We start from the raw sequence: 15,080 nt of genomic DNA, 5'->3' as shown, positions 1-15,080 counted from the left end.
TCGTACCGCTTGAAGACGAACGGTTCGTAACACAATCGTAACATTGGGGTTTTCTTGTCGATAAGATACCAAAATTGACTAAATCGAAAAAATATTGACCGTTTTCGTCCGATCAGGAAGCTTTCGTTTGCTCAACCTTTGACGCCGCCCAGGCTGATGCCCTCGATGACCTGCTTTTGTCCGACGATAAAAACGATGAGCAAAGGCACGATCGCCGAGACGGATGCGGCCATGACGAGCGAGTAAAACTGACCGTTGCGGTCCGCGAACGCGTTCATGCCGAGCTGAATGGTGTATAGCGCCTTGTCGCTCAGGAAAATGAAAGGCGTCTGATAATCGTTCCACGTCCAGATGAAACGCAAAATGGCATAGGTGGCGATCGCCGGCTTGACGAGCGGCAGCAGGATGCGGCCGAATATCGCGAAGTGGCCCGCTCCGTCGATCTGCGCCGACTCGATATATTCATCGGATATGCCGGCGAAAAACTGCCGGAGCAAAAAAGGTGCCGAGCACGCTGAAGCCGCCGAGCAGCACGAGCCCCGCGTGCGTGTCGTACAGACCGATGGAGCGGTAAATGACGAACAGCGGAACGAGCGTCGCCTCCACCGGAATCATGTAGGTCGCCAGCACGACCAGAAAAAGCGCGTTGCGGCCCGGAAACCGCACCTTGGTGAAGCCGTAGGCGGCCATCGCCGACACGACGACGGAGAGTAGCGTCGTCAGCACGGATACTTGGACCGAGTTCCAGTAGTACAAAGGGAAATTGGCTTTGCCGTTCCATACCTTTTGATAATTCTCGATCGCCGCCCAGTGCTTCGGGATCCACTCGACCGGATAATTGAACACGTCGACCTCCGGTTTGAGCGAAGCGGACAGCATCCAGGCGAATGGGAGCAGGAATGCGATGCCGAACAGGACAAGGAGCGCCGTGATGACCATCCGTGACAAGGGCAGCGAGCGCCGCCCCGCGGCTTGCGTCTTCATCCTTGATGCACCCACTTTCTTTGGCCGGCCCACTGAAGGAACGTGATCGCCAGAATGATGACGAACAGCACGACCGACATGGCCGAAGCGTAGCCCGTTTTCAAATTCACGAAGCCCTGCTGGTAAATATCGTATACAATGACCGACGTAGAATGCGCAGGCCCGCCGTCCGTCAGTACCTTGATGATGGCGAACGACTTAAAATTGGCGATCAGGCCGGTAATCAGCAGGAAAAAGCTCGTCGGCGTCAACAGCGGAAACGTGATCCGGAAAAACTTCGTGCGCGCGGACGCCCCGTCGATGTCGGCGGCCTCGTACAGGTCGCGCGGAATGTTTTTCAGGCCCGCGATATAAATGATCAGCGACACGCCGAGGTCGATCCAGATCATCAGCAGCATGACCGAAGGCAGCGCGTAATGCGTATCGGCCAGCCACTTGGGCGGCTCGTGAACGCCGACGGCGGAGAGAAACCCGTTGACGGGGCCGTACGACGGGTGAAACAGCACTTGCCAGACGAACGCGACGGCGGCGATGCTGGATATCTGCGGCATGAAGAAGATGACCTTAAAAAAGGAAGACCCGTACGCCCGCTCGGCGATCAGCACCGCCAGCAGCAGCGCGGCCGCCATGCCGATCGGCACCGCCAGCAGCATGATCAGATTATGGAGCAGCGACTCGCCGAACTCGGGGTCCTGCAGCAGCCGGGAGAAGTTGCCGAAGCCCGATATGCGCAGCTTGTCGTACCCCGTCAGGAACGACCAGTCGGTCAGACTGAAGATGAACAGCATGATCAGCGGGATCAGCGTAAAAACAACGACGCCAAGCAGCATCGGCCCGATAAAAATATAGCCTGCCGCGATCTCGCGCAAACGTCTGGAGCTGCGGGTCGCGGGCGGCTTCGGCGGCCCGGCCTGTCCGTTGTATAGGGTAGCCATCTGGAGCTTGCCTCCTTGCATGGGCGGTTTTCTATAGTATAGAAAACGCTTTAAGCAGCCATAAGGCCTGAATATGACTCATTTCAAATTTTTTTTGACCGAGTCGCGCAGTCGCCGTAAAAAAATCCGATTCCCTGCATGAGAATGGCTGAATCGGGGTATTAGATAGTGAACGAAATCGCTTAGAACGATGGAGGGCGATAAACGCTGTCCATCATCCATGAGGAGGAATTCGTTATGGCACAGGAACGCGGTACACAGGAACGCAGAATCGTCGGCGTATTCGATACGGAGCAAGGCGCGGTAAAAGCAATCGAGGATTTGAAGCGTCAGGGGTATACTTCGGACGATATATCGGTCATCAGCAAAAACCGGGACGACATGGACTACGTCACCGAAGAGACGGGCACCAAGGCGCCTGAAGGCGCGGCGGCAGGCGCGGCGACGGGCGGCGTGGTCGGCGGCCTGACCGGCCTGCTCGCCGGCCTCGGTCTGCTGGTCGTGCCCGGCATCGGGCCGATCCTCGCGGCGGGTCCGATCGCGGCGACGCTCACGGGTCTCGCCGTCGGCGCCGGCACGGGCGGCATCGTCGGCGGCCTCATCGGCCTCGGCATTCCGGAGGACGAAGCGAAACGCTACGACGACGATTTGAATGCGGGCCGCATTCTGGTCCTGGTCGATACGGACCCGGATCGCCGCGCGCACATCTACGACACGTTCCGGACGAACAATACGCTGAACTCGGATACGTATATCGTGTAATGCAAGGCTAACGGCGAGCCCTCCTCCGGGTACGGGGGAGGGCTTTTCTGTATGGCTGCGGCCGGCGCGCTTAGCTGGCTATGCTTGAATATAAACACTTTTAGCCCATCGGGCGACCCGTGCGCCCGAGTGTTCCTGGATAGGAACTCTTTTCGGGAGCGAGCCGACGAGTATGTCCAAGTGATCCTGGACAGGACCACATTTAATCCGAAACCCCGCCCCGCGCACCCAAGTGATCCTGGATAGGACCACATTTAATCCGAGGCCCGCCCCGTGCGCCCAAGTGATCCTGAATAGGACCACATTTAATCCGAAACCCCGCCCCGCGCACCCAAGTGATCCTGGATAGGACCACATTTAATCCGAGGCCCGCCCCGTGCGCCCAAGTGATCCTGGATAGGACCACATTTAATCCGAGGACCGCCCCGTGCGCCCAAGTGATCCTGGACAGGACCACATTTAATCCGAGGCCCGCCCCGTGCGCCCAAGTGATCCTGGACAGGACCACATTTAATCCGAGGCCCGCCCCGTGCGCCCAAGTGATCCTGGATAGGACCACCTAAGTAACTAGTGCAGCACGGCGTAAATCATCAATCGATTAGAAGTCCAGGATTTTCACTTCAAACACGCTCTTCAGCGCGCGGACCGGTCCAATGTGCTGCAAAGGAAAAAAGTTACTCTACAGCTTCGCAAACCGTTCTAAATGTTGACTTAAGCGCAAAAGTTACTCTACAGCCTCACGATCCGGTCCAAAAAGTGCTGCAAGGGCAAAAAGTTACTCTACAGCCTCACGGTCCGGTCAAGCAGGTGCATTATACCTCTTGCGATTCATGGGGCGGTCCAATGGGTTGCGGCGCATCCCCCCGGCTCGCCAAACGCCCCCCCCGCTCCCGAAATCGGCAAATAGCCCCGCACGATCCAGACAGGATCATGCGGGGCCCCAGGCCGTCGGCATTATGTCAGCCGCGGCCGAATCGGCGCTCCCGAATCAGCGCGACTCGACGCCGTTGCTGCTGTAGGAGTCGGAGTAGCGGCTGGCGTCTCCCTCGGCCCACACGTCGGCGAGCGACGGGTCGGCCTGGAATTGCTGCAGCGCGTACGAGCAAGACGGGATTATCTTGCGCCCCTTCTCCCTGGCTTCTTCGACGACGAAGTCCAGCAGTTGGCGCGCTAGGCCGCGTCCGCGGTACTCGCCGTCCACCGATGTATGATCGATGATCCAGGTGTCCGCATCCGCCATCGTATAGGAGATCTGGCCGATCCTGCCCTTCACGCCGCGCAGGATGTAGCCGTTGCCTTCCCGTTCCGCGACGATCTCTTCTTCGGGCCGTACCTCGGGCGTTTCGTTATTGTACAATGCGCTCATGTCCGTGCACCTCCATCGTCATTCTCGTTTCTCGTACTCTCTATCCCTTACCCCGATCTGCGGCATTCGAGCGCCCGCCAGCCATCGATCTCCTATGAAATTAAGGCTTGTGATAATAAGAGACCGGCTTCGCGATCGCCCGGTCAAAGCAGCGCTTGACCGAATGGTAGCCGATCGCGAGCTGCCCCCGCGCCGGATCCCAGCGCTTGTATTCCTGCAGGGACGCGACGACCTTGTGGGCGTGGTCGCGCGATCGCTCGACGAGCAGCTCCAGCCGCCGAGCCTCGCGCCTCGCGCCTCGCAGATTGTACGGCTCGACGTACAGGCGGAGATCCGCGATCGCGCCCGTCCGCGCCAGGCGCCGCGCGGCCCGCCCCATGTTGGCGTGGTCCGCGTGGTTGCCGCCCAGGTCCGTGAACGTCTTGACCCTTGCCTCGGGATACCGCCGCAAATACTCGCGCAGCACGTCCTCGCAGCCTTCCACCGTCGTCGATCCGTCCCGCATCTGTCCGTCCGCGAAGTGGATATGCGTCTCGGGGACGCCCAAGGCCAGACAAGACCGGCGAAACTCGTCGTTGCGAAGCCGTACCATGTCCGCTTCCTCGAGATAGCCGTAGCCTTCGGCGGCGGGATCGTAAAAGCGCCTGCCGAGCGCGCTCCGCGCCTCACCGTTCAACTGCCGCCTTACACCCGACGAACGCCCGTCCGTGTACAGAATGACGTGGCATTCGTCGCCGACGTCGAGATGATTGCGTATGCCCGCGCCGAACGTCAGCGCTTCGTCGTCCTGGTGGGGCACGAAAAACAAATTGATCGCCATCGCCGCATGCCTCCTTCAGATGCGCAAAATGCGCAGAACAAAGAAGCCCGTCTCGCGCCCGGCCTCCCGGCCGTTCGTCGAAGGCGAGCCTCTCGCGTCTTTGTCCACCGTAAATGGTGCCAGAGCTCCCGGGGAGCGTCCTCGCGGAAGCCGTCGAGCTCCGCCTCAGCCCCCGTCTTTCACACGCCGCCATCCTTCGCCAGCATCGCGGCGAGCTTGTCGTGCATGCGCGTCCGCTCCTGCTCGCTGACCATATAATAATAGATGCCGCCGATGCGCTGACCGCCGCCGTTGACCTGGTCCTTGCTGACGGTATCGATTTCCTTGCGGTAGTTGTTGAACAACGCCTTCATATCGTCGAGCGTCAGGTTCGTCTTGGCGTTCGCCCGAATCTGATCGAGGATGTCCGGCAGCTTCGCGACGGTTTTCAGCCGCTTGGCCTTGCCGATCAGTTCGCCGAGCACCGACTGCTGACGTTCGATACGTCCGATATCGCCCTTCGGGTCGTCGTACCGCATGCGGGAATAGAGCAGCGCGTTCTCCCCGTCCAGCTCGAGACGTCCCTGCGGATACGTGACGCCGTCGATCGTGAAGCCGAACGGATTGTCCACCGATACGCCGCCGAGAATGTCGATGATTCGCTCGAAGCCCTCCATATTGACCTTCACATAGTAGTCGATGGGCACGTTCATGAAGCGCTCGACCGTGCGGATCGACATGTCGACGCCGCCGAAGGCGTAAGCGTGGTTGATCTTGTCCGTCGTGCCTTTGCCGACGATCTCGGTGCGGGTATCTCGGGGGGATGTTGTAGAGAAGGACGGAATGCTTGGCCGGATTGACGCCGACGACCATGATCGTATCGGAACGGCCCACGTCGCCGCTCCGCTCGTCTACGCCGAGCAGCAGCACGGTGAACGGGTCCTTGGCGTTCAGGTCGACGATGCGTCGCGCCGTATCGGACGGGTCGGCATCGCCCGAAGCGGCGAGTTGAACGGCGCCCGTCGCCTCCCCGGCTTCGCCGCCCGCTCCCGCGCCGCCTGCGCCGCCGGCCACGGCCTGCGTGCCGTCCCCCGCGGGGGGGACGGTGCCGATCGGCTGATAGATGTCGCTGATCGTGTCCGTGGCATCATGGTACAGGTACCACGCATACCCGCCCGCGCCGAGCACGAGCAGGAGCACCGCCGCGGACGCGATGAGGATGACTCTTTTTTACGAGGGGATTCCTCTTGACAGACAATGGAACTCCATCTCCTCCCAGGTACCGTAGAGATCGATCTCGTCGTCTTCCTTCACCGATTCTCCCTGCTGAATCTCGATGAATTCCATATCTGTCGCGGCGCGCAGCGCGTGGTAGGAACCGGCGGGGATTCGGAATACGTCTCCCGGCTTCAGGATATATAGTTCTTCGTTCAGCACCAGTTCTCCTTCACCCAAGACGACCGTCATCGTATCCGTCCGCTCCGCGTGGCAGTGATAATTCAGATGTTTGCCGGCTTTGAGGCAGATGCGCTTGGTCAGCACCTCCGCGTCCGGGCTCCTGGAGTAATCGAGCACGCGATACCAGCCCCACGTCCGCTCCTCGTACATCGGCCGCTGGTTCGGCACGACCATATCCTTGATCCGCGGGCTCGCGTTCTTTTCGGATACGAGGATGCCGTCCGGACTGACCGCGACGATCGCGTTCTGGATGCCGATGATCGTGACCGGGATGTCCAGCTCGTTGACCAAGTGCGTATTGGCGCTGTCCTCGCTCAAAATGCCGTTGCCGATGACACGGGCGCCCATGTTGTCCGTGAGCGTGTTCCAGGTGCCGAGATCCTTCCAGTAGCCGTCGTACGGAATGACGACGATGTCGGATTCCTTCTCGACCACCTCATAGTCGAAGCTGATCTTGGCGAGCTTGTCGTAATTTTTCTGCAGCTCCTCGTACTGGATCGGCACCCCGCGCTCGAGCAGCAGCCCGATCAGGTAGCCGAGCTTGAACGCGAACACGCCGCAGTTCCACAGCGCCCCCTGCGCGATCAGCGACTTGGCCTTCTCCTCGGACGGCTTCTCCGTGAACCGCGCCACGCGGCTGTAAGCATCGTCCCCGGCGCCCTGCTCCGGCACGATGTAGCCGTATTTGGAGGAAGGCAGCGTCGGCGTCACGCCCATAAGCGCGATCTTCGCGTCCGTGCGGTTCAGCACGCCCTCGAGATCCTGGATCCGCTCGAAGAACCGGTCTTCGACGTACGGGTCGACGGGCAGGATGCATACCGTCTCGTTCAGGTCCACGTTCTTCAGCGAGTACAGGTACGCCGCCGCCAGCGCGATCGCCGGGAACGTATCCCGACGCTCGGGTTCGACGATGATCGGCACCTGGCCGAGCTGGCTCTGCAGAATGTCGAGCTGCTGCTTGCCCGTGGCGATCACGGTCGATTGATCGAGACCGACCGCGCGAATCTGCCCCCATACGCGCTGGACCATCGATTCCATTTCCTTGTTCTCGTTCTCGAGCACCTTGAGGAACTGCTTGCTTCTCGCATCGTTGGACAACGGCCACAGTCTTTTGCCGGAACCCCCGGATAGCAATACTAATTTCATTCTATTTTTTCCCCTCCAGATGTTTTGCATGGTTGTTGCTCTTCCGCTCAAGCTTGCCAACTTGCGGGCTTGGGGACGCGCTTGCGGACTTTCGGGCGAAAGCTTGCGGGCTTAGCCGATTCTCCGCGCTTCCTGGATATCGCCGGCCCCTTCGGCCGTCCCGGTCAGCTCGTGCAGGTGCTCCCACAAGCCGAGACCGAGCTCCTCGCGCTTCAGCGCGAAGTCGATGTTCGCCTTCAGGAAACCCAGCTTGCTGCCCACGTCGTACAGCTTGCCGTCGTAGCGGTAGCTGTACATGCTTTGGCGCGACGCAAGCTGCTTCATCGCGTCCGTCAGTTGAATCTCGCCGCCTACCCCGGGCTGCTGATGCTCCAGAATATCCATGATCGCCGGGTCCAGAATGTAGCGGCCGATCATCGCCAGGTTGGACGGCGGATTGACCTTCGGCTTTTCGACCAGGTTGGTGATCCGGTTCAGCCGCTTGTTGATCATGTCGCCCTGGATGACGCCGTAGCTGGATACGCTCTCCCACGGCACCTCTTCTACAGCTATAATACTGCCGGCCCGCTCGTCATAGACGTCGATCATCTGTTTCAGGCACGGCACCTCGCTCTCGATGATCATGTCGCCGAGCAGCACCGCGAACGGTTCGCCGGCCACGAACTTGCGGGCGCACCAGATGGCATGTCCAAGCCCGAGCGGCTCCTTCTGCCGGACGCAGTGGATCTCGACGAGATTCGTGACGCCCCGCACGATTTCGAGCAGCTCGTTTTTTTGCTTGCATTCGAGGTCCGCCTCAAGCTCGTGGTTTTTGTCGAAGTGATCTTCGATCGAGCGCTTGCTGCGGCCCGTGACGATGATAATATCCTCGATGCCCGAGCAGATCGCTTCTTCGACGATGTATTGAATCGTCGGCTTGTCGACGATCGGGAGCATTTCCTTGGGCATCGCCTTCGTGGCGGGTAGAAATCTGGTGCCGAGACCGGCTGCGGGAATAATTGCTTTTTTTGACTTTAGTCATACTTGTAGTACCCTCCTATCTGCTGTGGAAGATGCGGCGGTGTAAGTCGCAGGACGGAACGACGGGGATAAGGGGGGGATGACGCTCTATGACGACGGCTCTAAGTTGTCAAGGGGCGGCCGCGCGGGCTTCACCCCGGCTTCACGGACTTATGTCTCCTATATACCTTATCGCGTACGGCATGAATCAGATTCCGGTTGAAATAGAATATGACGGCGAAGTAGAGCAGCGCACCGCAGATGACCTGCAGGATAAAGCCCGTATTGAGCTCGAACAGCTGCATGGACAGCCAATCGAAGGCCAGAACGCCGACGACCATCACGAGTCCGCACAGCAGCCCCGGCGCGATGCCGCGCAGCAGCGGCGCCAGGCTTGGCCCCAGAATGCGGCGCACGGCGTAGCTGTACTGGATGCAGAAGATAACGACCTGCACGACGAGGAAAGCGATGCAAAGCCCCATCATGCCGCCCAGATAAGCGCCGATGAACAGTCCCGGCACCTGTACCGCCATGCAGAGCAGCGTATAGCGGAAGTACATGTCCATCCGGCCCTTGGATTGCAGCAGCGGCTGGACGGTAACGACGAGCGAGCGGATGAGGAACATGACGCACAGGATCTGGATGAGCGGCACGCTGGGCAGCCATTTCTCGCTGAACGCGAACGTGACGAGCATCGGCGCCGTGACCAGCAGACCCAGATAGATCGGCGCGTTCAGGTAGCTGACCCCTTCGGCGATCTTGATGTAGCCCTTGCGGAGCTGCGTAAGATCGTCCTGAATCTTGGCGAAAATCGGCAGCGTGACCGAGTTGATGAGCGGCGTCAGCTTCTGCACCGGCATGATGCACAGCTGGTACGCGAACGTGTAGTAACCGAGCGTCTGCGCGCCGTACATCCGGCCCAGAATCAGATAGTCCAGGTTCGAAATGAAGGACTGGAGGAGATTCGAGGACATCTGATAAACGCCGAAGCTGAGATAGCCCTTGAGATCGCCGCGCGCGAAATGCAGCGCCGGCGTCCATCTGCGCCACCCCATGATCATCAGGCCGGCGGAACGGACGAACGCGTTGCCCAGATAGGAACCGACCAGCGCGTAGACGCCGTAGCCGTAATAAGCGCCCGCGATCGCGATAAGGAAGCCGGCGAAGTAGGCGGCGATCTGAATCTTGGAGATCGCGTTGAACTTGAGCTCCTTGCGCGAGAGCACCTCGAACTGCTGTCCGAAGGCGGGGATCAGGCACAGCAGCGACATCCAACGGACCGGGTTCACGAGGTCCGGCTCGTGATAGAAGGCCGCCACGAGCGGCGCGGACAGGAAGATCGCCAGACTGATGATCAAGCTCGTCCCCAGGTTCAGTATGTAGAGACTCGAGAGGTGATCCCTGGTGACGTCCTGCCGGTGAATGATCGCGTTGGAGATGCCCATGTCGGTCAGATTGACGGCCGCGGCCACGATGACCATGACCATGCCCATGAGCCCGTAATCCTTCGGCGTCAGCAGATGGGAGACGGTGATGAGCTGCAGCACTTGCACGACGATGGAGACGACAGTCGCGAGCGTGGACCATTTGGCCGCCGCGATCCCTTTTTCTTGAGCGAGCTCATAGTTGGCGAGTCCCTTCCTTGGATGAGGCTGTACGCCGAAGGCCCTCGGCGAATTCAAGCAGCGTCCTGGCTTTGGCGTCCCACGCATGGCGCTCGGCCAGCGCGCGGATGCGGTCGCGGCCGTGCTTGGCGGCGATCGCTTCGCCGACCTGGCCCGGGAATTCGTCCGCATGCCGGTAGAAATACAGGAACGGCTCCTTGCGCCGCAGCAGCTCGGGCGTCTCGGTCACGACGACCGGCAGGCCGGCGGCCGCGTACTCGTAGAGCTTCATCGGACTGCGCCCTTTGTTGGCCGCGTGGCCGCTCAGCGGCAGCAGCGCGACGTCGGCGTGGTGAAGGTACCTCGGCACGTCCTTGTACTTCTTCGGACCGAGCAGATGCACGTTGGGCCGTCCGGCGAAAACGGCGGCCGTCGCGTCGTCGTGAGGCCCGATGACGACGAGGCTCAGGTCGGGCCGGGCGTCCGCCAGCTTGCGCAGCGCGCCGAGGTCGAGCCGCTCGTCGAGCGCGCCGACGTAGACCGCCCGGGGGCCGGGGATCGCCCGCAGATCCTCCGGCTCCTCGCCGCCCCGCGCGAAATGCGCGTACTCGACGCCGTTCTCGAGCAGCAGGCACGGCAATGCCGGGTTGTACGGCAGCAGTTCCTCGAGCACCGGCTCCGACGTGGAGACGAGGCCGTGCGCGCGGGCCATGATGGCCGCTTCGGCGGCCGCGATCGACCGGTCGCCCGTCATCTGGGCGTACAGATCGGTCGGCCTGTACACGGTGACGGCAGGCTTCACGACCGCGTCAAGCCCGGCGAACCGCGGCTGGTCGATGAGCAGCAGGTCCACGCTGTCCATGCCCTGCTCGCGGAGCAGCCTTTTCATGCGCGGCAGCGTCCAGTTTTTGCCCGTGCGGGTATAGATCGGCCCGGCCAGCTCCCACGGCAGCAGCGACATCGGCACGCTGTTCGCCGCTTGATCCGGCTCCGTCTCGGGCCGTCCGCGGTAAATCCGAAGACGCGCGCGGATATCCCGGTCCTTGTACTTGAGCAGATGCATGGGACTCAGCGGCGTGCTCATATGGAGGACGCGGTGGCCGAGCCGCTTCATCTCGCGGGCGAGATGGTGGGAGCCGACGACGAACGGTCCGCCCATGTACGTATGGCTGGCGAATACGATGTTCACCGGCTCCACCCCCCTCTCGCGCTCCGGCGCGTACGCCGGCTCTGACGCGGCCAGGTGCGGCCGAATCGCGTCCAGCGTCTCGCGCGCGCACTTGTCCCACGAGAAGGCGCCGGCTCGCGCGAGCCCCCCGCTCGCGCAGCTGCGTCCGCAGCGCGTCGTCCTCCATGATGCGCTTGATCTTGACCGCGATGTCCGCCGGCTCGCGCGGATCGCAGTAGAGCACGGCGTCCCGGCAGACTTCGGGGATCGAGGCCGCGTCGGAAGCGACGACGGGACAGCCGCAGGCCATCGCCTCGAGTGCCGGGAAGCCGAAGCCTTCGTAAAACGACGGGAAGACGAAGCAGGAAGCCCGGTCGTACAAGGCCCTCAGCTCTTCGTCCGTCACGTAGCCGAGCTGCTTCACTTCGCCGCCGATCCGGCTGCCGGCCGGCTTGAAGATCTTGCTGCTGCCGCCGGCGATGACGATGTCGAAGCCGACGTCGCCCATCAGCTCGATCGCTTTCGCGACGGACGCGAAGTTTTTGTTCGGGCTCATGCTGCTGACCGCCAGCACGTAAGGGCGCGTCAGGCCGTGACGCTCGAACACCGTCTCGTCGGGCCTGATCCGGAGGATATGCTCCCGGCCGTGGTAGATCGTCTTGATCTTGCGCGCCGGAACGCCGAAGTGCTCCGTCAGCTGCCCGCTGGAGAACTTGGAGCAGGTGAGGACGCCCTTCGCGTTCATGCCGAGCGCGCGCTGCAGCACCTTGTACCAGGCGCGGAAGGCGAAGGAGTACGTGCCCGGCGCCGCGTATACCGCCGCGTCATGCATCGTGACGGCCTGGCGGCGTTTGATCATCGGCCCCGTATTGCACAAGCTGAGCAGAAAGCCGTCCGCGCAGAGCGCCGGCAGGCTGAGCTGCTCCCAGGCGTGGCCGGAGCCGCGTCCCGCCTGCTTCGTCGCGATATGGCGCAGGCCGATGTCCCGAAGGTCTCCCTTGGGCGCCAGCACGACGAATTCATAGCCTTCGACCGCGGCGTCGCGTACCCCGACCATCGCGTCGAGCGAGCGGAGCACCTCGATCGCGTACCGCTGCACGCCCGTGACCGGATGCGTCAGGAATCGGCCGTTGATGTAGATTCTCTGCATAGTCATGTCCGGTTCACCCCCGAGAGCCGCCAGCTCTTGATTTTTCGCTTATTGTAATGAAGGACGAGCGTGAACAGGAGCAGCACGACCCAGCAAGGAAAGAAGCGGCCGCTCGTAAAGTACAGGTACCGCGGAAACTCCAGAATGCCCACGATCCAGATTGGATACAGAAGCATGCCGAACGTGTGATTGTTGCGGAAGTGCGTATACAGCACGCCGCTGACATAGCCGAGAAGCGCCATGTAGACCAGCGCTCCGCCGAAGCCGTAATCGTGATAGGGGAGCATGAGCCCGGACGGATTGTTGAACTCCGGATTGCCCATCGTATCGAGTATGTTGTTAAGCAGGTTCATCGGACGCACGCCGTACACGTCGGCATACGCTTCGCCGCCCGGCGGGATTTTCCACAGCCACTCCCAGGTGTAGTAGGGGAACGGAATCGACGGGAATCCCAGCTCTCTTATGTACAAGGTGCCGGTATTGAGAGCGGTGACGTAGTAGCCGAAAAAGCGGGTGACGACGAACTCCCAGAACGAAGGATAGATGTGGACGTAGTAGCTCAGCCAGGAACGGAAGTACTCGCTGAGGCCGAAAAAGCCGATGACGAACACGATGCCGATGAGCGGATACAGCTTCACGAACGGCACCCGCTTGCCCTGCTTCAGCCGCATCGAGATCCAGATGATGACCGCCGGCACCAGAATCTCCATCAAGGCGAGCCGTTCGGAGAAGAAGATCGAGCGCATGAGCGTCAGCAGGAAGACGACCGCCATCGCGGGCAGGAACGTCTTTTTCCCCTTCAGGCACTGGTAGTAGGTCGCGAGGATGGTGAACGCGATGCCGAAGTTCGTGAACGAGGTGACGCCCGTGATCTTGTCGAAGTTCTGCTTGATCGCGTAGATGGCGCCCGGCTCTCCCTTGATGACGGACAAGAACAGCGACACCGTGAAGCCGCTTCGGACCATGATCAGAAAATAGACCGCGTAGCCGAACAGCGTCATGGCGAACAGCGCGTAAACGACGAACTTGATGAAGCTTTCGCGCTTTATCACGGCGTCGGGCAGCACCGATACGGGCTTCGCCTTTTTTGTACAGCGCCGCCGACAGCAAGCCGCCCAGCACGAAGGCGACCGCCGGATAGACGGCGAGCCAGATGTTGCCGCTGTCGATGAATTTCTCCACCCGGTAGAACATCAGGTAGTTCCGGGCCGGGATCATATAGGCGCCTGCGATGACGACCCCCATCACGATGGCGAACAGGATGGTGGGGTTCATCCACCAGACCGAAGCATTCTTTCTCATCTCGCGGGCACTCCCTCGTCTTGATTGCGCCTCGGCGGCGCGTTCACCTGCCATAAAAAGCGATCGGATCGGCCTCGAACTGGGACAGGCTGCCGACATGCGGCCGTCCGACCGAATAATAACGGAGATCGGCTTCGTCGACCTGCTCGCTCGTGTACACGTTGCGGCCGTCGATCAGAATGTTTTGCCGCATGGCCGCCTGTACCTCGGTCAGCGACAGCGACTTGAATTCCGCCCAGTCGGTCAACAGGCACAGCGCGTCGCAGTCCCGCGCCGCCTCGATCGGATCGTCGCGCCATTCCACCTCGTCCGCCTGATCGAAGATCGCCTTGAAGTTGGCCGTCGCCACCGGGTCGTAGGCCTGTACCTCGGCGCCCTCCGCCAGCAGCGCGCCGATGATGTCCAGCGCCGGCGACTCGCGCACGTCGTCGGTGTCCGGCTTGAACGCCAGCCCCCAGACGCCGATCCGCTTGCCGCCGAGCTCGCCGAGCGAATGCCGCAGCTTCGTCATCACGTTGAAGCGCTGGCCCTGGTTGACCTCGACGACCGACTTCAGCAGCTTGAACTCGTAGTCGACGTTGCCCGCGATCTGGATAAGCGCGTTCGTATCCTTCGGGAAGCAAGATCCGCCGTAGCCGATGCCCGCCTGAAGGAACGACGGCCCGATCCGCCGGTCGTGGCCCATGCCCTTCGCGACGTCCGTGACGTCCGCGCCGACCTTCTCGCAGATGTTGGCGATCTCGTTGATGAAGGAGATCTTGGTCGCGAGGAAGGCGTTGGACGCATACTTGATCATCTCCGCGCTGCGCACGTCGGTCACCATGATCCGGTCGGTCAGCGGCCGGTGCAGCTCGGCGATCTTCTCCGCGGCTTCTGGGCTGTCGGTGCCGATGATGATGCGGTCCGGATGCAGCGTGTCCGCGATGGCCGAGCCCTCCCGCAGAAATTCGGGAATCGAGACGACGTCGAACGGATGCGGCGTCAGCTTCGAGACGATGTCCCGGATGCGGTCGTTCGTGCCGACCGGCACGGTGCTCTTCGTCGCGATGATCTTGTAGCCGTTCATCGCGAGGGCGATCTCCTGCGCGGCCTGCTCGATGAACGCCAGGTTCGCTTCCCCGTTCGGCAGCGGCGGCGTGCCGACGCAGAGGAAGATCGCCTCGGCGCGCTCGACCGCGGGCGTCAGCTCGCCGGAGAAGCGCAGGCGTCCGAGCTCGCGGTTTTTGGCGATCAGCTCCTGGAGGCCCGGCTCGTAGATCGGCACCTCGCCGCGGTTCAGGCGCTCGATCTTGCCCAGATCCTTGTCCAGGCAAGTGACGTCGTTGCCGATCTCCGAAAAGCAGACGCCGGACACGAGCCCGACATAGCCTGTACCGATAAAAGTCAGTTTCATCGTTGTCTTTTCCC

13 protein-coding genes and 1 pseudogene are annotated in these 15,080 nt (G+C 61.4%); 2 read left to right on the top strand and 12 right to left on the bottom strand.

Annotated elements, in window-relative coordinates; genetic code table 11:
* Positions 1-131 precede the first annotated feature (131 nt).
* Together OMP40_RS09940 and OMP40_RS09935 are read right to left on the bottom strand one after the other, a co-directional pair.
* Positions 132-939 (bottom strand): annotated as a pseudogene (locus OMP40_RS09940) (carbohydrate ABC transporter permease).
* 41 nt (positions 940-980) lie between these two features.
* A complete protein-coding gene (locus OMP40_RS09935; RefSeq protein WP_277531033.1) occupies positions 981-1,919 on the bottom strand; it encodes a carbohydrate ABC transporter permease in 939 nt (312 codons plus the stop codon).
* A gap of 237 nt (positions 1,920-2,156) precedes the next feature.
* On the opposite strand from OMP40_RS09935, the gene OMP40_RS09930 reads away from it, so the two are divergent.
* Positions 2,157-2,681, top strand: a complete 525-nt coding sequence (locus tag OMP40_RS09930; protein ID WP_277531032.1) for a general stress protein — start codon at positions 2,157-2,159, stop codon at positions 2,679-2,681.
* A gap of 988 nt (positions 2,682-3,669) precedes the next feature.
* Here OMP40_RS09930 and OMP40_RS09925 read toward each other — a convergent pair.
* The 3 genes from OMP40_RS09925 to OMP40_RS09915 all read right to left on the bottom strand — a co-directional run bounded on the left by OMP40_RS09925 (position 3,670) and on the right by OMP40_RS09915 (position 5,619).
* Entirely contained in the window at positions 3,670-4,047 is a 378-nt protein-coding gene (locus OMP40_RS09925) for a GNAT family N-acetyltransferase (protein ID WP_277531031.1), read from the bottom strand.
* 100 nt (positions 4,048-4,147) lie between these two features.
* Complete coding sequence (locus OMP40_RS09920) at positions 4,148-4,867, bottom strand: PIG-L family deacetylase (RefSeq protein WP_277531028.1); 720 nt, start codon at positions 4,865-4,867, stop codon at positions 4,148-4,150.
* Positions 4,868-5,046: 179 nt separating this feature from the next.
* Entirely contained in the window at positions 5,047-5,619 is a 573-nt protein-coding gene (locus tag OMP40_RS09915; protein ID WP_277533085.1) for an LCP family glycopolymer transferase, read from the bottom strand.
* On the opposite strand from OMP40_RS09915, the gene OMP40_RS09910 reads away from it, so the two are divergent.
* Positions 5,615-6,097, top strand: a complete 483-nt coding sequence (locus OMP40_RS09910) for a hypothetical protein (protein ID WP_277531027.1) — start codon at positions 5,615-5,617, stop codon at positions 6,095-6,097. The genes OMP40_RS09915 and OMP40_RS09910 overlap by 5 nt on opposite strands.
* Here the strand turns inward: OMP40_RS09910 and OMP40_RS09905 are convergent.
* The 7 genes from OMP40_RS09905 to OMP40_RS09875 form a co-directional block, all read right to left on the bottom strand.
* Positions 6,077-7,450 carry a sugar phosphate nucleotidyltransferase gene (locus OMP40_RS09905; RefSeq protein ID WP_277531025.1) on the bottom strand — a complete coding sequence of 458 codons (1,374 nt, stop codon included), beginning with the start codon at positions 7,448-7,450 and terminating at the stop codon, positions 6,077-6,079. The two genes, OMP40_RS09910 and OMP40_RS09905, sit on opposite strands and share 21 nt — an antisense overlap.
* Positions 7,451-7,561: 111 nt before the next feature.
* Positions 7,562-8,449: a UTP--glucose-1-phosphate uridylyltransferase GalU gene (gene galU / locus OMP40_RS09900; protein ID WP_277533083.1), complete on the bottom strand. Its 888-nt coding sequence runs from the start codon at positions 8,447-8,449 to the stop codon at positions 7,562-7,564.
* 152 nt (positions 8,450-8,601) lie between these two features.
* Complete coding sequence (locus OMP40_RS09895; protein ID WP_277531023.1) at positions 8,602-10,131, bottom strand: MOP flippase family protein; 1,530 nt, start codon at positions 10,129-10,131, stop codon at positions 8,602-8,604.
* Positions 10,070-10,942 carry a glycosyltransferase gene (locus OMP40_RS09890; protein WP_277531022.1) on the bottom strand — a complete coding sequence of 291 codons (873 nt, stop codon included), beginning with the start codon at positions 10,940-10,942 and terminating at the stop codon, positions 10,070-10,072. Before OMP40_RS09890 ends, OMP40_RS09895 begins: the two co-directional genes overlap by 62 nt.
* Positions 10,863-12,377, bottom strand: coding sequence for a glycosyltransferase family 4 protein (locus tag OMP40_RS09885; RefSeq protein ID WP_277531021.1), 1,515 nt, complete (start codon positions 12,375-12,377; stop codon positions 10,863-10,865). Before OMP40_RS09885 ends, OMP40_RS09890 begins: the two co-directional genes overlap by 80 nt.
* Positions 12,374-13,423: an O-antigen polymerase gene (locus OMP40_RS09880; protein ID WP_277531018.1), complete on the bottom strand. Its 1,050-nt coding sequence runs from the start codon at positions 13,421-13,423 to the stop codon at positions 12,374-12,376. Before OMP40_RS09880 ends, OMP40_RS09885 begins: the two co-directional genes overlap by 4 nt.
* 293 nt (positions 13,424-13,716) lie before the next feature.
* Positions 13,717-15,066: a UDP-glucose dehydrogenase family protein gene (locus OMP40_RS09875; RefSeq protein WP_277531017.1), complete on the bottom strand. Its 1,350-nt coding sequence runs from the start codon at positions 15,064-15,066 to the stop codon at positions 13,717-13,719.
* Positions 15,067-15,080 lie beyond the last annotated feature (14 nt).

This window comes from Cohnella rhizosphaerae (assembly GCF_029525575.1).
Lineage (GTDB): Bacteria > Bacillota > Bacilli > Paenibacillales > Paenibacillaceae > Cohnella > Cohnella rhizosphaerae.
The sequence above is the reverse complement of the archived record's forward strand: the minus strand, read 5'-3'. Positions and strand labels throughout refer to the sequence as shown.